At 37.8% G+C, this 25,530-nt stretch carries 13 protein-coding genes; 9 read left to right on the forward strand and 4 right to left on the reverse strand.

From position 1 onward, the window contains the following. The first annotated feature begins 106 nt into the window (after nucleotides 1-106). Complete coding sequence (gene glpD, locus ACB088_RS01665; RefSeq protein ID WP_375037821.1) at nucleotides 107-1,624, forward strand: glycerol-3-phosphate dehydrogenase; 1,518 nt, start codon at nucleotides 107-109, stop codon at nucleotides 1,622-1,624. A 41-nt stretch (nucleotides 1,625-1,665) separates the two neighbouring features. Here glpD and ACB088_RS01670 read toward each other — a convergent pair whose 3' ends face one another. Next, entirely contained in the window at nucleotides 1,666-3,498 is a 1,833-nt protein-coding gene (locus ACB088_RS01670) for a phosphoenolpyruvate carboxykinase (GTP) (RefSeq protein ID WP_133747205.1), read from the reverse strand. A 392-nt stretch (nucleotides 3,499-3,890) separates the two neighbouring features. On the opposite strand from ACB088_RS01670, the gene ACB088_RS01675 reads away from it, so the two are divergent. The 5 genes from ACB088_RS01675 (at nucleotide 3,891) to groL (ending at nucleotide 17,756) form a co-directional block, all read left to right on the forward strand. Further along, the gene (locus ACB088_RS01675) at nucleotides 3,891-4,829 is read left to right on the forward strand and encodes a diacylglycerol kinase family protein (RefSeq protein WP_307011277.1); all 939 of its coding nucleotides are present in this window, start codon (nucleotides 3,891-3,893) and stop codon (nucleotides 4,827-4,829) included. Next, nucleotides 4,810-5,568, forward strand: coding sequence for a metallophosphoesterase family protein (locus ACB088_RS01680; protein WP_375037822.1), 759 nt, complete (start codon nucleotides 4,810-4,812; stop codon nucleotides 5,566-5,568). The genes ACB088_RS01675 and ACB088_RS01680 overlap by 20 nt, the downstream gene beginning before the upstream one ends. A gap of 304 nt (nucleotides 5,569-5,872) precedes the next feature. Continuing rightward, the gene (locus ACB088_RS01685; protein ID WP_375037823.1) at nucleotides 5,873-15,532 is read left to right on the forward strand and encodes an Ig-like domain-containing protein; all 9,660 of its coding nucleotides are present in this window, start codon (nucleotides 5,873-5,875) and stop codon (nucleotides 15,530-15,532) included. Between the two features lie 240 nt (nucleotides 15,533-15,772). Further along, nucleotides 15,773-16,063: a co-chaperone GroES gene (gene groES / locus ACB088_RS01690; protein ID WP_002120604.1), complete on the forward strand. Its 291-nt coding sequence runs from the start codon at nucleotides 15,773-15,775 to the stop codon at nucleotides 16,061-16,063. Between the two features lie 58 nt (nucleotides 16,064-16,121). After that, nucleotides 16,122-17,756, forward strand: coding sequence for a chaperonin GroEL (gene groL / locus ACB088_RS01695; RefSeq protein WP_375037824.1), 1,635 nt, complete (start codon nucleotides 16,122-16,124; stop codon nucleotides 17,754-17,756). Between the two features lie 172 nt (nucleotides 17,757-17,928). Here groL and ACB088_RS01700 read toward each other — a convergent pair whose 3' ends face one another. Continuing rightward, entirely contained in the window at nucleotides 17,929-18,303 is a 375-nt protein-coding gene (locus ACB088_RS01700) for a diacylglycerol kinase (RefSeq protein WP_056481643.1), read from the reverse strand. A 106-nt stretch (nucleotides 18,304-18,409) separates the two neighbouring features. On the opposite strand from ACB088_RS01700, the gene ACB088_RS01705 reads away from it, so the two are divergent. Next, the gene (locus tag ACB088_RS01705; protein WP_375037825.1) at nucleotides 18,410-19,372 is read left to right on the forward strand and encodes an MBL fold metallo-hydrolase; all 963 of its coding nucleotides are present in this window, start codon (nucleotides 18,410-18,412) and stop codon (nucleotides 19,370-19,372) included. Between the two features lie 45 nt (nucleotides 19,373-19,417). On the opposite strand, the gene ACB088_RS01710 is transcribed toward ACB088_RS01705, so the two are convergent. Continuing rightward, on the reverse strand, nucleotides 19,418-20,560 hold the full coding sequence (locus tag ACB088_RS01710) for a glycerophosphodiester phosphodiesterase (protein WP_375037826.1): 1,143 nt from the start codon (nucleotides 20,558-20,560) through the stop codon (nucleotides 19,418-19,420). A gap of 263 nt (nucleotides 20,561-20,823) precedes the next feature. Here ACB088_RS01710 and ACB088_RS01715 point away from each other — a divergent pair, with 263 nt between their 5' ends. Then, a complete protein-coding gene (locus tag ACB088_RS01715) occupies nucleotides 20,824-23,919 on the forward strand; it encodes a multidrug efflux RND transporter permease subunit (RefSeq protein ID WP_375037827.1) in 3,096 nt (1,031 codons plus the stop codon). A 73-nt stretch (nucleotides 23,920-23,992) separates the two neighbouring features. Further along, a complete protein-coding gene (locus ACB088_RS01720; protein ID WP_092709460.1) occupies nucleotides 23,993-24,571 on the forward strand; it encodes a DUF4112 domain-containing protein in 579 nt (192 codons plus the stop codon). Nucleotides 24,572-24,617: 46 nt separating this feature from the next. Here the strand turns inward: ACB088_RS01720 and htpX are convergent, their stop codons facing one another. Next, a complete protein-coding gene (gene htpX, locus ACB088_RS01725) occupies nucleotides 24,618-25,523 on the reverse strand; it encodes a protease HtpX (protein WP_250375253.1) in 906 nt (301 codons plus the stop codon). Between the last annotated feature and the right edge of the window lie 7 nt (nucleotides 25,524-25,530).

Genomic DNA, 25,530 nt, shown 5'->3' on the forward strand with positions numbered 1-25,530 from the left:
TAACCTAGTAGGTATTTAAAATTGATTATTCTACTTTTTTGATTGTTGTTTCATCAATTTGATGTTTTAATTTTTAATAACATAAACAATAAAAAGAAAACGAGAAATGATAGTACAGGCTAATGATTATTCAAAAATATATGATATTGCTGTGATTGGTGGCGGTATTAATGGTGTCGGTATTGCTAATGATGCAGCAGGCCGCGGATTATCCGTATTTTTATGTGAAAAAGACGATTTAGCTAGCCACACCTCATCTGCGAGCAGCAAACTAATTCACGGTGGTTTACGCTATTTAGAACATAAAGAATTTCGGTTAGTCAGAGAAGCTTTAGCAGAGCGTGAAGTCTTGTTGACTAAAGCACCTCATATTATTAAACCAATGCGTTTTATTATGCCTCATCGACCACATTTACGTCCTGCATGGTTAATTCGGGCAGGCCTGTTTTTTTATGATCATTTAGGCAAACGAGAAAAATTATTAGGGTCAAATCTCATTTATTTCAAAGAAGATAGCCCCTTAAAGCCAGCTATAACCCGTGGCTTTGAATATTCTGATTGTACTGTAGATGATGCACGTCTTGTCGTATTAAACGCGTTACAAGCGAAAGAGAATGGGGCTAAAGTTGTAACACGAACACGATGTATTAAGGCTTATAGACAACAAGAGTTGTGGCATCTGGAATTACAAACTGGGGCTGAGCTTTATCAAATACGTGCAAAAGCCTTAGTGAATGCAGCAGGGCCGTGGGTCGAGGAAATTATTAGTGAAAATCTACAATTAACATCGCCATATCAAATTCGGCTTATACAAGGAAGTCATATTGTTGTGCCTAAACTGTATGATTGCCATAAGGCCTTTATTATGCAAAATGAAGATCGACGTATCGTGTTTGCCATTCCTTATTTAGAACAATACACATTAATAGGTACGACAGATCAGGAATATTTGGATGATCCTCAAAAGGTAGAGATTACAGAAGTAGAAATTGATTACCTTTTAGCAGTGACAAATTCACATTTTAAAAAGCAGCTCACCCGCGCAGATATTGTAAGTCAGTTTTCTGGAGTTAGAGCTTTATGTGATGATGAGTCAGATAATCCTTCAGCAGTGACCCGTGACTATACTGTGGCGTTGCAAGTGGAAGATAAAACCACTCCCTTGCTGTCTGTATTTGGTGGAAAGATTACGACTTACCGGAAATTAGCGGAATCAGCTCTGGAACAACTTAGCCCATTTTTCATAGAAATGGGAGAGGAGTGGACCGCAAATGAAGTATTACCTGGTGCAGAGAATTGGACCACACTTGAAGATTTAGTTATAAGGATTCAAAACCAAGTGGAAGGGGTAACTGAGCAGCTTGCTACGCGCTGGGCAAATGCGTATGGCTCTAGAGTTTGGAATATTTTGCATGAGCAAAAAACTCTTGAGCAGTTAGGACAAGATTTTGGTCACGGTTTATTTGAATCTGAAGTTCAGTATTTATGTGAAAATGAATGGGCAAATACGGCAGAAGATATATTGTGGCGTAGAACTAAGCTAGGTTTGGCATTTGATGAAAAACAAGTAAAAAATTTGGAAAGCTATTTGGCTGGACGTCGACAAAAAGATGATGCCGCATAATAAAAAAGATCGCATATAGCGACCTTTTTTATATTTAGCAATTAGAAGCCAGTTTTTACAGCTTCAAGTAAAGCTGTTTGACGTTCTTTTAATGCTTTTGGTAAGCGTTCACCAAGTTTATTGAATAACTCAGTGTGGCTTTCAATTTCAGTAACCCACTGATCTTTATTTTGAGCTGTGATAAGGTCAAATTCTTCTTTAGAGAAATCAGTACCTTCCCAGTTCAAGTCATCGTAAGTTGGAACAAGACCAATTGGTGTTTCAACAGCGTTTGCACGACCTTCACAACGATCAATGATCCACTCAAGAACACGCATGTTTTGACCGAAACCAGGCCATACGAAGTTGCCTTCAGCATCACGACGGAACCAGTTTACGTTGAAGATTTTTGGTAATTTATTACCAGCAGCTTCAGCTTTTGTACTTACTTCTTCACCAAGGCTTAACCAATGATCGAAGTAGTCAGCCATGTTGTAGCCAGCAAATGGAAGCATCGCGAATGGGTCACGACGAACAATACCTTGTTGACCAACAGCAGCAGCAGTGGTTTCTGAACCCATAGTTGCAGCTTTATAAACGCCATCAACCCAATCAAAAGCTTCAGATACTAAAGGAACCGTATCTGCACGGCGACCACCGAAGATAAATGCAGAAATCGGAACACCTGCTGGATTTTCCCAGTCAGCATCGATAGAAGGGCATTGACCAGCAGCAACAGTGAAGCGCGCATTTGGATGAGCAGCTTTTTCACCATTTACATGTGGTTGACCTTTCCAGTTAGTTAAGTTAGTTGGGACTTCTTTAGAAAGACCTTCCCACCATACTTGACCATCATTAGTCACCGCAACGTTTGTATAGATAACGTCTTTGTGAAGAGTTGCCATACAGTTAGGGTTAGTTTTGGTATTTGTACCAGGAGCAACACCAAAGAAGCCAGCTTCTGGATTGATTGCGTATAGACGACCATCTTCACCTGGTTTGATCCAAGCAATATCGTCACCTACAGTCTCAATTTTCCAGCCTTCATAGCCTGCTGGTGGAATTAACATTGCGAAGTTTGTTTTACCACATGCAGATGGGAACGCTGCAGCGATATAGTGTTTTTCACCTTGTGGGTTAGTCACACCAAGAATAAGCATATGTTCAGCTAACCAACCTTGTTCGCGTCCCATAACAGAAGCAATACGAAGTGCTAAACATTTTTTACCAAGTAATGCGTTACCGCCATAACCAGAACCGTAAGACCAGATTTCACGAGTTTCTGGATAATGAACGATGTATTTTTCAGGGTTACAAGGCCATGCAACGTCTTTTTGCCCTTCAGCGAGTGGAGCACCTACGGTATGAATACAAGGAATAAATTCGCCGTCTGTACCTAACACATCGTAAACCGCTTTACCCATACGTGCCATTTTGCGCATGCTAACAGCAACGTAAGGAGAATCAGTTAACTCAATGCCGATATGAGCAATATGGCTTCCAAGTGGACCCATAGAGAAAGGCACAACGTACATTGTACGACCTTCCATTGACCCTTCAAACAAACCATTTAACTTTTCACGCATAACAGCTGGTTCTTCCCAGTTGTTGGTCGCACCAGCATCTTCTTTCTTTTGAGAGCAAATGTAGGTACGATCTTCAACACGCGCAACATCAGATGGATCAGAATTTGCAAGATAAGAACCAGGATGTTTTTCTTGGTTTAATTTCTGCATGGTGCCGTTAGCGATCATCAAGTCGATTAGACGTTGATATTCTTCTTCGCTTCCGTCACACCATTCGATTTTTGCTGGTTTGGTTACGTTTGCAATTTCTTCAACCCATGCGATAAGCTTAGGATGACGAACGAATTCTGGTGCGTTCACTGTGGTCATGGTGAGGCCTATTCAAAATATGTACAACAATGTACAAGTCATTCATTGAGGTACAATGAAAGATCAAATAAAAAAGTGGCTGTATTAAAGCATAAAATCATAAAAAAAATAAGACTAAAGAATAAGAAATAGATATTTTGATTTTTAAATTTTTTTGATTAAAATCATGAGTTTATTGTTTTTTGGTGTATTTTATTCTTTACATTTTTATGTTGTATGTGTGTTATTTATATTATTTATTTATTTTAAAATCAATAACTTGATGTTTAAATTTTTCTTGAGAATTATTATTGATTAAACAAATGATCATCATTCGAAATTTACATAAAGAGACTTTTATTAGGCGATTTTCTATACAAAATATAGGGTAAATCCTCTCTAAGATAATAAAAATGCGGACTTTAAAACCTCTCTCTATCATCTACAACCAGAAATCGGGTTTTCATGCTTCGAAACATGAAGATATGTATGAACAATTAATGACTGTACTCACTGAGTTTGGTTTTGAAATACAAGTTTTTGAATTAGCAGAGGAGGTCACCTTTGATGATTTGATGAATAAAGTCATCCATCGGCATAGTCAAAGTGCAAATTTAGGCGTTGTTGTTGCAGCTGGTGGGGATGGGACGTTAAATGCAGTCGCATCAAAACTTCGACATACCAATATCCCTATGGGAATTTTACCTTTGGGGACTTTTAACTATGTCGCTAAAGTTTTAGATATTCCTTTAGATTTGTTAGAAGCTGCTGAAGTCATCGCTACAGGTACACCACGTTCTGTACATATTGCGACGATTAACGATCATATTTATTTGAACAATGCGAGCTTAGGCCTTTATCCATTGTTTATAAAAAAACGCGAGCTCTACAATAAATACTTAGGTCGTTTGCCTTTACATGCCTATACCTCGGCTTTGGACGTTTTATTAAGAGAAAATAAATCAATGAAACTCTCCGTCACGGTTGATGGTAAGAAATATCCAGTCAAAACACCTCTAATTTTCTTTGGTAATAATCAATTGCAACTATGTGATATGAAACTAAGAATTGCGGATTGTGCTGCACAAGGGCGAGTCGCTGGAGTGGTCATTACAAAAAGTGATAGGCTTAGTTTATTAAGCATGCTATGGCAGTGGATTCAAGGCAAAGTAGAAGAGGCACAAGATGTTTATAGTTTTTGTGCAGACCATGTGATGGTAGATTGTGCAAAAAGATCAAAACTTACCGTGGCTTTAGATGGTGAAATATTAGAGATGAAAACACCATTAAATTTCACTGTAGAAAAGAATGCTTTAAATATTATGGTGCCAAATGTTACTACATCTGTCTGATTTGCATTTTGGAACAGAAATTGAGGCCTGTTTAGATGCGATTCGGCTTTTTTGTACCCAACATAGACCTGAAGTTATTGTTGTGAGTGGAGATATTACTCAGCGTGCCCGATATCAACAGTTTTATAATTGTCGACAATTTTTAGATAGTCTTAATATTCCTTATCTTATTGTACCGGGTAATCACGATATTCCTTTGTATCATGTCTGGAACCGTTTTTTTTCTCCATTTACTCGCTATCAATATTTTTTTGGTCAGCTTGAACCAACATTAGAAACTGAGCATTTTTATATTGTTGGCGTAAATAGTATACGCCGCCGTTATCACACACGTGGGCATATTTCGATTGAACAAATACAAGCTACATATGAGCGATTACAGCAAGGGCCAGCGAATAAAATCAAGTTAGTGGTTTTTCATCAGCCTTTTTATACTCCACCTGATGACGAGCACGGTATTAAAGATTGCCCTGTATTAGGAAAAATGGCACTCGAAAAATGGAGCATGACAGGGCTATTCGGTATGTTACATGGGCATCTACATAAAACTGCTGTATATGATTTGACGCAGATCTATCATTTAGAAATAGATCATCCTATTTATGACATTCATGCAGGAACAGCGACATCTAGCCGTTTGCATTATCATGTTCCGAATAGTTTTAATGTCATTTCAAATGAGGGAAAAATTGATCATTATTGGTTTAATTACGATTTAAAGATTTTTCAATTAATTTAATTTATAAAAATTCTATAAGACATTTAACTTAAGAGTAGATTGATAAAATTTTATCCATTACAATGCCTAAGCTTTAAATTCTATATATGGGGAATAGAAAAACATTCTAAATGTTTTATCATTTTAAAATAATATTAATGGATACATAAAAATTTTTAACTATATAAAAAGCCGTAATTTTTATGCAGCTATAATAGGGGTTTAGTGTTTTATGATCTTTAATAATATTTTATAAAAATGAGTGTCTATTTTACTTAATATTTTAGAAAAACTTAATAATTATTTAAAATTTCATGGTGGAAAAATGGTACAAGTATCATTAATGGCAAATACTGCTTCAAAAAATAATACAGTTGATATTAATGTAGGCCAGACAAAAAATATTGTAGTAGATCCTAAAGAAATCGCAAAAATTGATATAAGCCCAGAAAAAATTGCCTCAATAACAAGAGAGGGAAATAATGCAATTATTCATCTAAAAGATGGAACTGAAATTGTTTTAGAAAACTATTTTATTAGCGAAAATCCGCAAATTCTTTTAAATGAAGGGCAGAGTTATTGGACTGCCAGTTTAGGTGAAGATGCTACCGGACAGACTACTGTTAATTATTTAGAAGTAAAAGATGCACCAAAGTTTATAGACTCATCATCTTCTGTACCTCTCTGGACTGGGGTGGTCAGTGTTTTGGCTGGTGCAGGAACAATTGCTTTATTGTCACGGAAAGATCCTAAAGACACGACCCCTCCTGAGCCAGGTAATTTGATTCTCAAAAATCTTTTGGAGTCAGGTGCCTCAACAATGGACCAGATCACTCAAGATAAAAACTTCAATTTAAAGATTGAAGGGCAGGAAAATGGCAGCCGAGTAACGTATTGGGTCTCTATCGATGAAGGTAAGACTTGGCAGGAAACAACAGTAACTCAAAAAGATTTAGCTGATGGAAGTTATCTTTACAAAGCTGTAGTGACAGACCGAGCTGGAAATGCATCGGAAACCGCTATACAAAAAGTAGTGGTGGATACCACAGCGCCGAAAGCAGGCGAACTGACTTTATCTGATTTGAGCGATACAGGTGTTTCGACAACCGACCAGATTACGCAAGATAAAACTTTTGATTTAAAGATTAACGGACAAGAAGTGAATGGCCAAATCACTTACTGGATATCGAAAGATGAAGGAAAGACTTGGCAGGTAACAACAGCTGATCAAAAAGATTTAGCTGATGGTGTTTACCAATATAAAGCTGTGGTGACAGATCTTGCAGGTAATACATCTGAAACCGCTGTACAAAAAGTAGTTGTGGATACTACAGCACCTCAAGCAGGTGAAGTGACTTTATCTGATTTGTCTGATACAGGTGTTTCAGCAACAGACCAGATCACACAAGATAATAGTTTTACTTTGAAGTTAGCCCAACCGGTTGTTATCGGCGAACAAGCAGCTTTACTAGATCATTATGAAATTTCTAAAGATGACGGAAAGACTTGGCAGGAAACAACAGCTAATCAAAAAGATTTAGCTGATGGTGTTTACCAATATAAAGCTGTGGTGACAGATCTTGCAGGTAATACATCTGAAACCGCTGTACAAAAAGTAGTTGTGGATACTACAGCACCGAAAGCAGGTGAACTAACTTTATCTGATTTGTCTGATACAGGTGTTTCAGCAACAGACCAGATCACACAGGATAATAGTTTTACTTTGAAGTTAGCCCAACCGATTGTTATCGGCGAACAAGCAGCCTTACTAGATCACTATGAAATTTCTAAAGATGACGGAAAGACTTGGCAGGAAACAACAGCTGATCAAAAAGATTTAACGGATGGTGTTTACCAATATAAAGCTGTGGTGACAGACGTTGCAGGGAATACATCAGAAACTGCTGTACAAAAAGTAGTGGTAGATAACTCTTTAAATATTGAAGTAAGTACAGTAACTGTTAAACCAATTACTGAAGATAATAAGATAAGTCTAGTTGAAAAAGATCAGATTATTTCGATAAAACTGGAAATCGATAATCTACCAACAGATTTAAACAGCGCGCTGACTACAGTAAATACTACCTTAAATGATGTTCTTTATAACTTTCATTTTGATGAAGTAATCCAAGAATGGGTTGCCGAAATTCCAGCAGAGCTTCTGTGGTCAGAACAGTTGGAAACTACTATATCAATTGATATTAGCCTTACTGATCAAGCTGGTAATACAGCTATTATTCAACAGGACCATAGTTATAGTGTAGACCATACTCCGAATTCGCCAATACTAGATTCTTTAACTTTCAACAATATAGATGGAGCTATCATTTCAGGTAGTGGTTATAAAGGAAGCAAGATTGATATCTACAATAAAAATGGTGATTGGCTTGCAAGTACAATAACTAATGATGAGGGTAAATTTACTCTACAAGACCTTTCAATTAGTTCAAATGAAGAAGTTTATGCAGTCGCTACTTATAATGGATACAGCAGTGAACACTCATTAATTGGCCTGGTTACTGAAGTTCCAGCTCTTAGTATTTTACGAATTAGTCCAGAAGGTGTAATCAGCGGTTATGCGACTGAAGGTAGCCACTTTATTGTAAAAGATCAGAATGGAAATATTCTGCAAGAGTTTAATTCAATTGCATTTGATAACTCTGGTATTACTCCATTTAGTGTAATGGCATTAGGTGAAGTAAGACCATTTACTTTGTCTCTCGATCAGCCGTTAGAGGAAGGGACTCATATTATTATCTCTACAGATAAAGATAATATTTCAGGCCATCCACAATATATTACCGCAGACTATACCCCTGCAGTATTTTTAGAAAATCCACAATTTGATATCAGTGGTGAAACTTTATCAGTACACGTTAATGAACCTAACAGCTTTATTCGTGCATTTTCTGGAGAAGGTAATTTAATTGCTACAGGTTTTGTAGATGAGCAAGGTTTTGCAAGTTTACCTGTGTTCCAATTTTTAAAAGAAGGCGAATCGGTTACCGTACAAGTAGTGGATAAAAATCAAAATACGAGTGAAACCCTAATTGAAGTTCCAAATTTTGCTTATATTCCACATGTTGAACGTATTACACAAGAAGGTCTAATTTCTGGGGTTGCTGAAGATAATAGTACGGTAATTGTGCGAGATGCTGAGGGTAATGAATTAGGAAAAGTTACATTAGGTGATGATAATAGTGGGAGTGACTTTAGTCATTTTAGCTTGAGTGTAAACCGTCCTTTAATTGATGGAGAGCAAATTTCTGTTCAAATTATTGATAATAAAGGTTTGATGAGCACTGAGCAGAATATCATTGTAGATCTGACTCCTCCACCTGTTCCAACAGATTTAAATTTCAATGATGTTGGTGATCTAGTTTATGGTCATGCAGAACCTTTCTCTGAAATTTTGGTTAAAGATGGACAAGGAAACATTCTTAATAAATGGTTTTGGAATAACTGGACCGACGAGAGTGGAAGTTTCTCGATAGAATTAGGTATGTTTTTAACCAATGCTGAGACAGTTTATGTCACGGCTACAGATGTAAATGGAAATGTAAGTTTAGCTGCTCAGATACAGGCGCCTAACTATGCTTTTGCCCCATATGTAGATAGCTTTACTTCAGACGGAGTGATAAGTGGGCAAGCTGAAAATAATAGTACTCTCATTGTTAAAGATGCCAAAGGTGAAGTCGTAGCTGAAATTAAAGTCGGTGAAGATAACGGCTGGAATGGATCAAGTTATTTTAAACTCCAGCTTGACCGCCCTCTTGTTGATGGTGAGCAGTTGTTCTTATCAATTAAGGATGCTCGTGGACAAGTAAGCACCGATACTGTAATTACCGCTGATACAGTTCCTCCTACACCAGCCAGTAATTTAGTTTTCTCAGAAGATGGTTCATATCTTACGGGTGTAGCAGAACTGAATACTACGATTCAGGTTTTTGATCATAATGGTCAGCCATTGAATATATGGAATAATACCGTTAACTCGGACGGTACATTTACTGTTTTTTTAGGTAGCAATAATTTACATGGAGAGGCATTCACGGTCACTGTTAAAGACCAAGCCGGAAATGTGAGTGAAGCTGTTTCAATTAAAGCTCCACTTGATGATATCGCACCAAATCCAATTAAAAATATTTTACTTGATGCAAACGGTCAAAACTTTACAGCGCAAGCAGAAGCAAATAGTCAGATTGAAGTTTTTGATTCATTAGGTAATCAGATGGGTTGGGGCTCTACAGATAGTGCTGGTAATGCTTCTGGTTCTTTCAATCAAACCTATTTACATGGTGAGGAACTTACTTTTGTTGTCATAGATCGAGTTGGTAACCGAAGTGTCGAATTTAAGCAAAATGCTTTAATTGATACCATTGCACCAAATGCGATTGAAAATATCATCTTTAACGAAAATGGCCAAAGCTTTACAGCTCAGGCAGAAGCTGGAAGCTCTATTGATGTATTAGATCAGGCTGGAAATAAGATTGGTTTTGGCTATACCGATAGCTCAGGTAATGTATCTGGTTATTTTCAGCAAGTTTATTTACATGGTGAGGAACTTACTTTTGTCGTGATAGATCGAGCGGGTAACCGTAGTGCAGAGGTCAAGCAGAGTGCTTTGAATGACGATATCGCGCCAAATCCGATTGAAAATATTGTATTCGATATCAATGGTCAGAACTTTATAGCTCTGGCCGAAGCAAATAGCCAAATTGAAATTAAAAATACCAATGGTGACGTCATAGGTTATGGGTCAGCAGATAGTACAGGCAATGTTTTTGGTTACTTGTATCAGGTCTATTTACATGGCGAAGAGCTCACTTTTGTTGTCGTTGACCGAGCAGGTAACCGCAGTACAGAAGTTAAGCAGAATGCTTTGATTGATGATATTGCACCAAATCCGATTGAAAATATTGTACTCGACTCAAATGGTCAAAACTTTACAGCACAAGCGGAAGCAAATACTCAAGTTGAAGTTAGAAATGCTGCAGGTGAGGTCGTAGGTTCTGGTTATGTAGATGGCGCTGGTAATGTGTCAGGTTATTTATACCAAGTCTATTTACATGGAGAAGAACTCACTTTTATTGTCGTTGACCGAGCTGGTAACCGTAGTGCAGAGATCAAGCAAAACGCTTTAACTGATGATGTTGCACCAAATCCGATTGAAAATATTGTACTTGATGCGAACGGACAGAACTTTACAGCTCAGGCAGAAGCAAATACTCAAATTGAAATCAAAAATGCTGCTGGTGAAGTCATAGGGTATGGTTCAACCGATAGCATGGGCAATGTTTCAGGTTACTTATATCAGGTTCATTTACATGGAGAAGAAATTACTTTTGTTGTAATTGACCGAGCTGGTAACCGCAGTGCAGAGGTTAAACAAAATGCTTTAATTGATGATATTGCTCCGAATGCGATTGAAAACATCATCTTCAATGAAAATGGTCAAAACTTTACAGCGCAAGCAGAAGTAAATACTCAAGTTGAAGTTAAAAATGCTGCGGGTGAGGTTGTAGGTTCAGGTTATGTAGATAGTGCTGGTAATGTCTCAGGATACTTGAATCAAGTTTATTTAAAAGGTGAGGAACTCACTTTTGTTGTGATTGATCAAGCTGGTAATCGTAGCGTTGAAGTAAAACAAACAGCCTTTCTTGATAATACTGCACCGGAAAATGCGACTAATTTAGTATTTAGCGAAGATGGTTCATATCTAACTGGTATGGCTGAACCCAATGCTACGATTCAAATATTTGATCAGAATGGTCAATTAGTAAATCTTTGGAATAATAATGTTAATTGGGATGGAACATTTAGCGTCTCATTAGATACTAATTACTTGCATGGCGAAGAATTTAAGGTGGTTGTAGTAGATCGGGCTGGTAATTTGAGTAGCGCGGTTACTGTAAAAGCGCCACTTGATGATATTGCTCCCGCGGCTGCGAGTAATCTCACGTTCAGTGAAGATGGCTCATCTCTTTCTGGTGTAGCTGAGCTAAATACCTTCATCCAGATTTTTGACCAAAATGGTCAGCAAGTGAATACGTGGAACCATAGCGTAAACGCTGATGGTACATTCAACATTTCTCTAGGTAACTACAATTTACATGGTGAAGAATTTACAGTCATTGTTAAAGACCGAGCTGGAAATGTGAGTGAAGCTGTTTCGGTAAAGGCTCCACTTGATGATGTTGCTCCAAACCAAATTAAAAATATTATTTTTGATGCGAATGGTCAAAATTTTACAGCACAGGCAGAAGCCAATACTCAGGTCGAAGTTAAAAATGCTGCAGGTGAGATTATCGGTTCTGGTTATGTGGATGATGCTGGTAATGTGACAGGTTACTTCTATCAAGTATATTTACATGGAGAAGAATTAACTTTCGTTGTCATAGATAGAGTTGGTAATCGCAGTATCGAATTTAAGCAAAATGCTTTGATGGATACCATTGGACCAAATCCGATTGAAAATATTACCTTTAATGAAAATGGTCAAAGCTTTACAGCGCAGGCGGAAGCAAATAGTTTTATTAGTGTCAAAAATGCCGCAGGTGGGTTTGTCGGTTATGGTGATGTCGATAGTACTGGAAACGTGACAGGTCACTTCAATCAGGTTTATTTAAAAGGTGAGGAACTCACTTTTACCGTTATAGATAGAGCAGGTAATCAAAGTATTGAATTTAAGCAAAATGCTTTAATTGATGATATTGCACCGAATCCGATCGAAAATATTATATTTGATATCAATGGACAGGACTTTACAGCACAAGCAGAAGTAGATAGTCGAATCGAGGTTAAAAATGCTGTCGGTGAAGTGGTAGGTTCTGGTTATGTTGGTATCTTTGGTAATGTATCGGGTTCCTTGAACCAGGTGTATTTACATGGTGAGGAACTTACTTTTGTTGTAATTGACCGGGCTGGTAATCGTAGTGCTGAAGTCAAGCAGAATGCTTTAATTGATGATACTGCACCAAATCCGATTGAAAATATTGTACTTGACTCAAACGGTCAAAACTTTACGGCACAAGCAGAAGCAAATAGCCAAATTGAAATTAAAAATGCCAATGGTGAAATCATAGGTTATGGTTCAGCAACTAGCACAGGCTATGTTTCAGGTTATTTTAATCAAATCTATTTACATGGCGAAGAGCTTACTTTTGTTGTAATTGATCAAGCAAGTAACCGAAGTATTGAGGTTAAACACAATGCTTTAATTGATGATGTCGCACCAGCAGCAGCTACAAATATTACTTTAAGCTCAGATGGATTGCTTTTTGGTGAGGCTGAGCCTAATGCAACTATTGAAATTATTGATCAATATGGTGCAATTATCACAACAACTAATGGCGGATATTATGGAGGCTTTTATCAATGGATCAATCTGAGTCAATATCAAACACAAAATTTAAGTATTGTTGTCAAAGATATAGCTGGTAACCGCAGTGAAGCTGTTCACGAATTAGTGCCAGTATTTACGAACTCACCAATTGCTGCAACAGAGCTAAAATTCGATATAGATAATCATATTTTGACAGGAGTGGCAACAGCGGGAATGACAATTACCGTTACATCCACTAAAGGTCAGAGTATTAGTTGGTTGGGAAACAGTATAGTTAATGAAGATGGTAGTTTTACTATTTCGTTCAATGATTATCATGATTTACAAGGACAGACATTACAAGTTCGAGTTTATGACCAGAATACGAATCAATATAGCCCAATCACTGAAATTATTGCCCCCTTAGATAATATTGCTCCAGTGATTGATAAACTGGTGATTAGTAATTATGGAGATAGTGTTACTGGATGGGTTGATTCAAAAGCAACTATTAAGATAGTAGATATGGATGGGGATGTAAGAGCAGAGTTCCAAACAGATATGTCTGGAAATTTCAATGTTGGTATTTATCCACCATTATTACGTGGAGAGCAGTTATTTATTACGGCTACGGATTTAGCTAAAAATATAAGTACTCCATTTAATATTACTTTTAATGCAGATACTAATGCCCCACCCTCAGCAGATCATGTTGTCGTATCTGAAAATGGTTTGTTTATTGAGGGAAGTGCTGTAACAAATAGTGAGGTGCGGATTTTTGATGTACATAGTAATGCTATTGCCAGTGGTTATGTAGATGAAGTAGGAAACTTTAATATCCAGTTATACCCACCTCAGGCAAGTGGACAGACTTTACGTGTGGTTGTGGAACAAAATGGTTATCAAAGTACATATACAGAAATTATTGCACCCATAGACATAGTTGTACCAAGTGCAGCAACGCAGCTTGTTTTGGAAGATGGAAATATTCTTTCAGGACAGGCAGAAGCCTATTCAACAGTTAATATTTTTGATGTTAATAATAATCAGGTTGGTCAAACTACAGTTAGGATTGATGGAACTTTCTCAATAGAGTTACGGTCTCATTATTGGCATGGTGAAACATTGACGGTAAAAGTAGTTGATGCTAATCAAAATGAGAGTGAGGGTACAACAATTGTTGCTACAAATGATACAACAGCACCGAATGTAGCCACGCAGCTTGCCATTAATGATTGGGGAAATATGTTGGTTGGACATGCTGAAACCAACGTTGCTATTGAAGTCACTTATCATTTTGCTGACCAAGAATCGTATGTAGATATTACTTCAACATGGCCAGATGGAACTTTCTCTCTTTATATATATGACAATGCGACATCATTTGACATTACTGTTATTGATCGTGCAGGAAATCGTAGTGAAACTATCAGCAAAGCGATTACTGATTTACATACGATCACTGTCGATCAGTTTAAAGGTGATTCTGCTGATAATACTTATATAGTTGATCATATAAGTGATTTTGTTCAAGAGTATGGGGTTGCTACTGTTAATGTACTTCAGGATGTCTGGATAGATACAAGTCATTATGAGGAGCAATGGGTAGCTTCCGGTTATACTGATTATATATGGGTAGATACAAGCCATTTTGAGAATGTTTGGATTGACACAAGCTATTCCCAAGATATTTGGATTGATACGAGCTATTATCAAGATACATGGGTCGTTGATGGCGTAATAGACGTCTACATGGACTCAAATGGCATAAATTACTATTCAGATGATGGTTCGTATAATCAATATGTGAATACCTACTATGATTATAATTTAAATCAGTGGCAGTCAGGATATGAACTATCGGGTCCTAATACTCTAGAGGTTGGACATCTTGAACAACAACTCGTTCAAGATGGGCACTATGAATCTCAATGGATTGAACAGGGTTATTATGAGCAACAATATGTGTTTGATGGTCATAATGAAGAGACTTGGGTAGATACGAGCCATTACGAAAACGTGTGGATTCAAAGTGGTTATTCAGAAACACAAATAGTTGGGTCTGAACTTAAAGATACGGATTTTGGTGGGCACGATAAAATAATTAGTTCTGTTAGTTTTAGTCTAGTAGGTAATTCTCAATGGATGACCAATAATGAAACAGGTGAATCAATATTAATTGAAAGCGGTCGTTATGTAGAAGACTTGGAGCTGGTTGGTTCTGCTCATCTAAATGCAACAGGTAATGCTTTAGATAACCTTTTAACAGGTAACTCTGGTAATAACGTTTTGAATGGGCGTGAAGGTAACGATACCTATATGACTAATGATAGTGCTGATACCATCTTGTTCCAATTGCTAAATAGCCAAGATGCGACTGGCGGAAATGGACATGATACGGTGTTAGATTTTACTTTAGGTGATGTAAGAACTGATACTCAAGCTGACAAAATCGATTTAAGTGAACTATTAATTGACTATTCTAAAGATGTGAGCACATTGGCGAAATTTATTAGCGTAGAACAAGACGCTGGAAACACGACTATTAGTCTTGACCGAGATGGTGAAGGTACAATGTTTAGTAGTATTTCATTGATTACTTTGAATCATGTAAATACAACATTGGATGAATTGTTAAATAACCAACAACTTGTTGTTTAATATTGTTATTTTTATTAATAAAAGGGGCTATGAAAATAGTCCCTTTTATTTTGTGCTTTAAATTTAATAAAAACTCTTCACAACCTGTTAAAAAATGATCAAAAAAGAGAAGTTTTTTTTCATGTTCCCCTTGAAGCGTTTTTTTTCATCCCCACAAAAGTGACATCTAAATATTTTGTTATTGCTCTGGATTATGGCAATAACGATTAATCAAAAAGACTTAGTCTGGTGGAGTTAATTATGAGCAACATTCGTCCATTACATGATCGCGTTGTAATTCGTCGCGTAGAAGAAGAAACCAAAACTGCTGGTGGTATTTTACTTCCAGGTTCTGCTGCTGAGAAACCTTCGCAAGGTGAGGTAATTGCAGTAGGTAATGGTCAAATCACTGAAAATGGCGTACGTGCTTTGGATGTTAAAGTTGGTGACAAAGTATTGTTTGGTACTTATGCAGGTACAACAGTGAAAGTAAGTGGTGAAGAACTCTTAATCATGAAAGAGTCAGATATTTTAGCTGTGTTGGAAGGCTAATCAATCCATAACTCAATCCATTATCAGATTCAGTATTTAAAAAGATTCGGAGTTTAATATGTCAGCTAAAGACGTAAAATTTGGTGATTCAGCTCGCTCAAAAATGATTGCAGGCGTAAACGTACTTGCAGATGCTGTTAAAGTGACTTTAGGCCCTAAAGGTCGTAACGTTGTTATTGACCGTTCTTTTGGTGCTCCGCACATTACTAAAGACGGTGTAACTGTTGCTAAAGAAATTTCATTAAAAGACAAGTTTGAAAACATGGGTGCTCAACTTGTTCGTGAAGTTTCTAGCAAAACTAACGACATCGCTGGTGACGGTACAACAACTGCAACAGTACTTGCTCAAGCAATTTTAAATGAAGGGATCAAATCTGTAACTGCAGGTATGAACCCAATGGATTTAAAACGCGGTATCGATATCGCAGTAAGAACTGTAGTTGAAAATATCCGTTCAAATGCAAAACCTGCTGATGATTTTAAAGCGATCGAACAAGTTGGTTCTATCTCTGCAAACTCTGATACTACTGTTGGTAAACTTATCGCTCAAGCGATGGAAAAAGTAGGTAAAGAAGGCGTAATCACTGTAGAAGAAGGTTCTGGCTTTGAAGACGCTTTAGACGTTGTAGAAGGTATGCAGTTTGACCGTGGTTATATCTCTCCGTACTTTGCAAACAAGCAAGATACTTTAACAGCTGAGCTTGAAAACCCGTTCATTCTTCTTGTTGACAAAAAAATCGGTAACATTCGTGAATTGATTTCTGTCTTAGAAGCAGTTGCGAAAACTGGTAAACCACTTCTTATCATCGCTGAAGATGTTGAAGGCGAAGCACTTGCTACGCTTGTTGTAAACAACATGCGCGGCATTATCAAAGTATGTGCTGTTAAAGCTCCTGGCTTTGGTGACCGTCGTAAAGCAATGCTTCAAGACATCGCAATCTTGACTGGTGCAACTGTTATTTCTGAAGAAGTTGGTATGTCTTTAGAACAAGCAACTCTTCAAGATTTAGGTACTGCACACAAAATCACTGTTTCTAAAGAAAACACTGTTCTTGTTGATGGTGCTGGTGATGCAGCTGCAATCGCTGAGCGTGTTCAACAAATCCGTGCTCAAATTGAAGAATCTTCTTCAGAATATGACCGTGAAAAATTACAAGAACGTGTTGCTAAATTAGCAGGCGGTGTTGCTGTAATTAAAATCGGTGCAGCAACTGAAGTTGAAATGAAAGAGAAGAAAGACCGTGTAGACGACGCGCTTCATGCAACTCGTGCAGCAGTTGAAGAAGGTGTAGTCGCTGGTGGTGGTGTTGCGCTAGTACGTGCAGTAAATGCATTAGACGGCTTAAAAGGCATTAACGAAGATCAAACAGCGGGTATCAATATTTTACGCCGTGCGATCGAAGCTCCACTTCGTCAAATCGTTTCAAACGCGGGTGATGAGCCATCTGTAGTGATTAATGCAGTTAAAGCTGGTGAAGGTAACTTCGGTTATAACGCTGCAACTGGCGAATATGGCGATATGTTAGAAATGGGTATTCTTGACCCTGCTAAAGTAACTCGTTCTGCACTTGAACACGCTGCTTCTGTAGCTGGTTTAATGTTAACTACAGAATGTATGATTACTGACATTCCAGAAGATAAACAAGCTGTTCCAGATATGGGCGGTATGGGTGGTATGGGCGGCATGATGTAATAACACATCAACGCTTTAACCTAAAAAAATCCCTGCAAATGCAGGGATTTTTTATTTTTCACGTAATTTTAAGAAATCGTTAAGTTCAATAACTTATATTAAAAACAGGAACAGCAGCTAGAAGTTCCTCTTTGTTACAGCCATGCTTATTTATTTATAAGCATGGTTTTTTTTATCCTAATAAAATGAACAACCATGTAATGGCAATAATAGAAAGTGCGACAAATTGAGCAGCACTTCCCATATCTTTTGCATTTTTAGAAAGCTGATGTTTTTCAAGAGAAACTCGGTCAACCACTGCTTCAATAGCTGAATTGAACAGTTCAACGATCATTGCAAACAAACATACAATAATGAGTAAGACATGTTCACTGCGGGTTACATCAAGAAAAAAACTGACTGGAATTAAAATAAGATTAATAAAAACAATTTGACGGAAAGCTGCCTCATTTTTATACGCTGCTTTAAATCCGGAAATAGAGTAGCCCGTTGCATTTAATATACGCTTAAGACCAGTTTTGCCCTTATAAGGAGAATAGCTATTCATTTACTTATATTTCTGACACATTTCATGCATTATACAATTTGGGTCTTAAAAAATTATTAAATCTTTTTTAAAGATTTTGACTTTATAACTGAATAGAGAAGAAGAGATGAAAAAATTATGTGTAGCTTTGGGTCTTGCATTTTGTAGCATGAATGCAACGTATGCCGAGCAAGCTCCTACCCAACAAGTACCCGGTTATTATCACCATCAATTTGGCAAATATCGTTTAACTTCTTTACTTGATGGCACGATTTATTTAAATCCTAACTTGTTTAAAAACTTAAATCAGACTCAGAAAACTAAAATATTAACTAAATATGCTGCTGTGAATGAGAAGGGTATTCAAACTTCGGTCAATGCATTTTTAGTAGATGATGGCAAAAGTTTGACGCTTGTAGACAGTGGCGCAGCAAGCTGCTTTGGTCCACAGCTTGGCTCGATTGCAAAAAATATTGAATTGGCAGGTTATCAACTGGCAAATGTAAAAACAGTATTGCTCACGCATTTACACCCAGACCATGTATGCGGTATTGCTCAAAATGGAAAAGCTGTATTTCCAAATGCAACCGTTTATGCACATGAACGTGAGGCTGATTATTGGTTAAATCCAGCTTCTGAAAAAACAGTGCCAGCAGATAAAAAAGAAAGCTACTTAGGTACTGTGAAAAATGTAAAAACGGCTCTTGCTCCCTATCAAGCAAAAAAAGCATTTAAGACATTTAAAGATGGTGATGTCATTCAAGGCTTTGAAGTGATCGATACGCGTGGTCATACGCCTGGTCATCACAGCTTTCGCTTAAAGAGTAATGATCAGCAAATCATTTTTGTTGGAGACATCGTTCACTCACATTCTTTGCAGTTTGATGCTCCAAAAACAGGAGTGGATTTTGATGTGAATTCTGAGCAGGCGATTAATACCCGTTTAAAAATGTTCGCTGAAATTTCAAATAAGCAGCAATGGGTCGCAGCACCACATTTACCATTCCCAGGCATTGGTCATGTTTATAAAGTAAATGCTGAGCAATATCAGTGGATTCCTCTATACTTTGATAATGTCGTAGAAAAATAAAAAAACAGGGCATTTATTGCCCTGTTTTTTTATTAGAAACTTTAATTATTTTGTTGCTTTTTCAAAGTTGTTAACAGCTTCACGGCCCAGTGCAGGGTCATCTGTAAAGACGCCATCAACACCTGCTTTGAAATATGCTTCAAACTCTTTTAAAGCACCAGATGGGCAGCGCTCAGCTGGTTTATCTTGACTGCATTTTAAAGGCGCTGGTAAAAAATTATTTTCTGGACGGAAAGTATAAGGATGTACTTTTAAGCCAGCCGTATGTGCATCAGAAATAAATGAAGTCGTTTGAACGGAGCCATTGTCATTAAAGCTCAGAATATAGCCTTTACTTGGTCCTACACCATTTGCATATTTAGCAACGTCTTTTAATCCTTGTGACGTGGCTAAATCGGCATAAGTTTTAGTTTCTCCAGATTCAACAAAGTCAGCTGGTTGAGAGGTTTTAGCATCATATAATTGAATGATTTGTGCGTGTTTAATGGTTTTATGAAGGTCGAGTTGATCTTTTAGATATTTTAAATTGCTGATTTCAAAAGACTGTAAATAGACAGGTGCAATATCACGTGTATATTTATATTTGGCTAATGTTTTAAGAAGGGTATCTTCCATTGCCAGATTATGATTTTTAAAGTAAGTCGGATGTTTAGTTTCAATATATAAACCAATAATTTTTCCAGTTTTTTTATAATTTGCTTCAGCCAGCTCAATCACTTGTTCTAGAGTTGGGACAGGGTAAAGGTCGTTATAAGCTGTGTTTGCCGGTCGGAACTCTGGAATACGCTCACGCGCTTTAAGTTGCTGCAATTCACTTAAAGTGAAGTCTTCTGTAAACCAACCCGTTAAGTCTTTACCATCAATATTTTTTGTTATTTTACGGTCTGCAAACTGGCTTAAGGTACTTACATTGGTTGTGCCGCCAATCTCATTTTCATGGCGAGTAACCAATACACCATCTTTTGTAGACACTAGATCAGGTTCAATAAAATCTGCACCATCGTCTATGGCTTTTTGATATGAAGCTAGGGTGTGTTCTGGACGTAAAGCGCTAGCTCCACGGTGTCCTACTACTAGAATTTTAGGAAGTTGATATTCTGGCGTAGTTGGTGTGTTTTCAGTTTTATCATCGTCATTACAACCAACTAAGCTAATTAAACTTAAGCATAAAATTGCTTTTTTAAACATAATTCTACTCATATTGTTTTAGTCTAAACGAAACTAGTCTCCCGATTGAACTTGACATGATCATGAAGAATTCATGAATTTTTAGTGACACTTGTTAAAACCTTGTTTATGGGTTTGTAGGAAATGCCCATTCTGGCTTTGTTTTTGTCTTAATTGCATTTATTGTGTTAATTCTACTTGTCTTTTATATATCGCTCGTTGATGATCAAGATGCCAAATTGGGTATTGCCACCTGTTAATTGACGACTTAATTCTGAGCAGCCATGCTATCTAAATTTTTTATTCAGCGTCCTATTTTTGCCAGTGTCTTAGCAATTATTGTTATGGCATTTGGTATTTTCTCGGTGCTGAATTTACCCGTAGAACGTTATCCTGATATTGCACCTCCAAAAATTACAGTATCGGCAAGTTATAGTGGGGCAGATGCACAAACGGTTGAGCAAAGTGTTACTCAGATTTTAGAACAGCAAATACAAGGTATTGATCACTTACTTTATTTCAGTTCGACCAGTGATTCATCAGGACGTAGCCGAATTACGATTAGTTTTGATAATGGAACAAATCCTGATACGGCACAGGTGCAAGTACAAAATAGTATTAGTGGCGTCATAAGACGTTTGCCCGATGAAGTGCAACGCCAAGGGGTGACGGTAAGTAAGTCACTCGGCGACACTTTTATGGTGGTAGGTCTATATGACTCTACAGGTAAAGCGGGCAATATTGAGCTATCGGACTATTTAACAACGCACGTGGTAGATGACCTAAACCGTATTGAAGGGGTGGGTGAGTCTGATGTTTTCGGTTCGCAATATGCAATGCGAATCTGGCTAAACCCCGATAAATTAAAACAATATAATTTAATGCCAAGTGATGTTGCCAGTGCAATCACCGCTCAAAATACACAAGTGGCTGCGGGTGCGATTGGTGATTTACCTGTTATTGATGGGCAGTATTTAAATACGAAAGTTACAGCAGGTTCTCGACTAAAAACAGTCGAAGAGTTTAAAAATATTGTAGTGAAATCAAATCAAACAGCGAGCTATGTCTATTTAAAAGATATTGCCAGAGTTGAGTTGGGTGCAGAAAATTATCAGTCTTTTAATACCATTAATGGCTATCCTGCTGCTGGTTTAGGTATTTCGCTATCTTCAGGTGCGAATGCAATTCAAACCTCTAAGCTTATTCATCAAACTCTAGATCAGGTTACAAGCAAGTTACCAGCCGGATATAAAATTGTTTATCCACGAGATAACACGCCGTTTGTTCAAGAGTCGATTAAGGAAGTTGTAAAGACGCTTGTTGAAGCGATTATTTTAGTTATTTTGGTGATGTTCCTATTTTTACAAAGCTGGCGTGCGACACTCATTCCGAGTATTACTGTGCCGGTTGTTATTTTAGGAACTTTTGCTGTCTTATATGTGCTTGGTTTTAGTATTAACACTTTAACTTTATTTGCACTGGTACTCGCCATTGGCTTGTTAGTTGATGATGCCATTGTAGTGGTGGAAAACGTTGAACGGCTCATGCATGAACAGCACTTAACACCGAAAGAAGCAGCCATTGAGTCGATGGGAGAAATTAGTGGGGCTTTAATTGGGATTACATTGGTTTTAACTGCTGTTTTTATTCCAATGTCCTTTTTAGGCGGCTCAATTGGGGTGATTTACCGTCAGTTTTCTATTACTTTAGTTGCCGCTATGGCGTTATCGCTCGTCGTTGCATTAGTCCTAACACCTGCTTTGTGTGCCCTAATTTTAAAACCTAACCCTAAGCCTATGCGTTGGGCGGTTTGGTTTAACCAAAAAATTGATCAACTTAAAAATCAATATATAAAGATCGTACAAACAAGCATTCGTTACAGTAAATCGGTTGTTGTGATTTTTGTGGCTTTGATTGCTGTTTTCGCCCTGTTCTATAGCGGTTTAAAAAGTGGATTTATTCCTAAAGAAGATCAAGGCATTTTAAGTGTTCAAATTAAACTTGTTGATAGTGCCCCAATTTCTCAAAGTCAGAAAATTGGTGAACAAGTTCGTCAATATTTCCTGACTCAAGAAGATAAAAATGTCGACTTGGTTTTAATCCGTTATGGCCGAAATTACTCGGGTACAGGACAGAACTTGGCACAAGGATTTATTGCTTTAAAACCGTGGGATGTGCGTACTGGAAAAGATGATTCGGCAGACGCTATACAAAAGCGTGCGATGAAATATTTTAGCCGTTTTAATAATGCTCAAATCAATGTGACTTTACCTGCTTCAGTCAATGGTTTAGGTCAAACTGATGGCATGGATTTATGGATTCAAGATTTAAATGGGCAGGGTCAAGATTTTCTAGATAGCACCTTCCGTCAGTTGCAAACACAGAGCAAAAGTTACTCAACTTTCGAAAATTTTGATAAGCAATCAACCAACAGTAAAGCAAACCTCAATATCAAGATTGATCAAAAACAAGCATTAGCCAATGGATTAGAGCTACCTGCGATTAATAACACCCTGTCGAGTGCATGGGGTGGAACTTACGTGAATGACTTTATCGATCGTGGTCGTATCAAGCGTGTCATGATTCAAGGTGATGCTGAGTTTAGATCGAAACCGGAAGATTTATATAATTGGTCTGTACGTAATAACCAAAATGAAATGGTGCCTTTTAGTTCATTTGCTAACTTTAGCTGGGGCGGAGCTCCTGAAATCGTAAAACGCTATATGGGATATAGTGCTTTACAGCTACAAGCAGATGTTGCGAGTGGCAGCAGTTCAGGTCAAGCAATGAAAGATGTTGAACAACTCGTAAATCAGCAAAAGGATGTAGGTTTAGCATGGACTGGCTTATCTTTTGAAGAACAGAAGTCGACAAATCAGGCCGTCTGGTTATATTTAATCTCGGCAGGCTTTATTTTCTTATGTTTAGCTGCTTTATATGAAAGCTTGAGCATTCCCGCGGCTGTGATGACATCTATTCCGCTTGGCGTAGGGGGAAGTGTAATTTTCTCTTATATTTTTGGACTACCAAATGACGTGTATTTCCAAATCGCAATGTTAACCACGATTGGCCTATCGTGCAAAAACGCAATTTTGATTGTTGAGTTTGCAGCATTGGCTCAAGAAAAAGGTAAGAATGCAATTCAGGCAGCTTTAGAAGGCGCTAGCTTGCGTTTAAGACCCATTCTAATGACTTCCTTAGCCTTCGGTGCTGGAGTAATCCCTTTGGTCTTTGCTCAAGGCGCAGGGGCTGTGAGTCGCCAAGAAATCGGTATTAGTATTTTAGGTGGTGTTATGTTTGGTACTGTGCTGGTTTTATTCTTTATTCCAGTGATGTACGTGTTACTTCGTTCATTGTTTAGATCGAAAGCTTCTAGTTAAAAGTAAACAATTTTAAAAAGAGGTATTAAATCAAGTATATTAAGTTTAACTTCTCTTCATATATTTGATTTAGATGCCTCAAGAAAAAAAATTAACAGAGCAGCAGGTCATCGCACTAGAACGAGACCTTGCCAAGTTTGCCACCATGATGGACAGCGCAGTGCGTATCCCTTTTACAAAGCAGGGTATTGGTGCTGATGCTGCATTGAGTACGATTCCAATTGCTGGTGATGTTGCTGGTTTCGCGCTGACGTGCTATGCCATATATAAAGCCAAACAGATTGGTGTACCTCAACATAAATTAACTCCAGTCATTAAACTGGCAGTTGTAGATGCTGTAGTGGGCTTTGTTCCAGTTGCAGGAACTATTTTTGATATATTTATACGACCTAGTAGAAAAGCATTAGATGTGGTGCATACGCATATACGCGAAGAATATGCGATTCAAAGTGATATTCATGTCGTTCATCCATATTTACATGAAAAGCTTGAAAAGAAGCAGCAGCACTCAGCCTTCTGGCGTAATCCTGTGGTGAGTTGGTTATGGTTACATATACCCGATTTATTAGGTGCCTTTGTACTGCTTTTAATTGGCTTGGCTGTTTGGTGGGGAGCAAGTTATCTGTGGAGCTTTTATCAATCAATGTCATAAAAATAAAGCCTCCGATTGGAGGCTTTATTTCTTCACGTTAAACGTTTTATGGGCAGTCTAATTGATGTAAAGCTGCTACACGTTGTTCAATTGTTGGGTGGGTTTGGAACAAAGCAGCTAAGCTGAAACCTTGTTCTTTACCTTCCGCAATCGCAAAAGCTTTCATTTCTTTTGGCATTTGATCTGGCATTTCTGTCTCAGCTTGTAGACGTAATAATGCAGAAATCATTGCTTGTTTACCTGCTAAACGCGCACCTGCTTCATCAGCACGGTATTCACGATAACGAGAGAACCACATCACAATCGCCGAAGCGAGAATACCAAAGACAATATCTAATACCATGGTAATGAGGAAATAACCCATACCTGGGGCTTGATCATCTTGACGACCAAAAACATTACGGTCGATAAAATCACCGACTACGCGAGCAAAGAACATAACAAAGGCGTTCACGACACCTTGGATGAGTGCTAGGGTAACCATATCACCATTCGCAACGTGACCAATCTCATGCGCAAGCACAGCACGTAGCTCATCTTTATTCATACGCTCAAGTAGACCGGATGAAACGGCAACTAAAGCATCATTTTTATTCCAGCCTGTTGCAAAGGCATTGGATTGATATGATGGAAAAATACCAACCTCTGGCATATTAATACCAGAACGTTGAGAAAGTTCAGCGACTGTTTGCAATAACCAGCTTTCAGCTTGGTTACGGGGAGCATTCGGGTCGATCAGTTCTGTACCGGTCGTTTTCTTAGCCATCCATTTTGACATGAATAACGAGATTAAAGATCCCACCATACCAAACACAAAACAGATCACTAAAAGGTTGCCTAGATTCAAGCCACCCGCGCCATGGTAACTACCGACACCGAAGAGTGACAAAATAATGCCAGCTACAACCAGTACCGCGAGGTTGGTAAGCAAAAACAAACCAATCCGCATCATTGAGAAA

Origin of the sequence: Acinetobacter sp. RW6 (assembly GCF_041956835.1) — a bacterium.
GTDB classification, from domain to species: domain Bacteria; phylum Pseudomonadota; class Gammaproteobacteria; order Pseudomonadales; family Moraxellaceae; genus Acinetobacter; species Acinetobacter calcoaceticus.

Coding starts and splice junctions, on each gene's coding strand:
- ACB088_RS01720 (WP_092709460.1), top strand. CDS start 23,993: ATGCCTCAAGAAAAAAAATTAACAGAGCAGCAGGTCATCGCACTAGAA.
- ACB088_RS01715 (WP_375037827.1), top strand. CDS start 20,824: ATGCTATCTAAATTTTTTATTCAGCGTCCTATTTTTGCCAGTGTCTTA.
- ACB088_RS01685 (WP_375037823.1), top strand. CDS start 5,873: ATGGTACAAGTATCATTAATGGCAAATACTGCTTCAAAAAATAATACA.
- ACB088_RS01710 (WP_375037826.1), bottom strand. CDS start 20,560: ATGTTTAAAAAAGCAATTTTATGCTTAAGTTTAATTAGCTTAGTTGGT.
- ACB088_RS01675 (WP_307011277.1), top strand. CDS start 3,891: ATGCGGACTTTAAAACCTCTCTCTATCATCTACAACCAGAAATCGGGT.
- htpX (WP_250375253.1), bottom strand. CDS start 25,523: ATGATGCGGATTGGTTTGTTTTTGCTTACCAACCTCGCGGTACTGGTT.
- ACB088_RS01680 (WP_375037822.1), top strand. CDS start 4,810: ATGTTACTACATCTGTCTGATTTGCATTTTGGAACAGAAATTGAGGCC.
- groES (WP_002120604.1), top strand. CDS start 15,773: ATGAGCAACATTCGTCCATTACATGATCGCGTTGTAATTCGTCGCGTA.
- groL (WP_375037824.1), top strand. CDS start 16,122: ATGTCAGCTAAAGACGTAAAATTTGGTGATTCAGCTCGCTCAAAAATG.
- ACB088_RS01705 (WP_375037825.1), top strand. CDS start 18,410: ATGAAAAAATTATGTGTAGCTTTGGGTCTTGCATTTTGTAGCATGAAT.
- ACB088_RS01670 (WP_133747205.1), bottom strand. CDS start 3,498: ATGACCACAGTGAACGCACCAGAATTCGTTCGTCATCCTAAGCTTATC.
- ACB088_RS01700 (WP_056481643.1), bottom strand. CDS start 18,303: ATGAATAGCTATTCTCCTTATAAGGGCAAAACTGGTCTTAAGCGTATA.
- glpD (WP_375037821.1), top strand. CDS start 107: ATGATAGTACAGGCTAATGATTATTCAAAAATATATGATATTGCTGTG.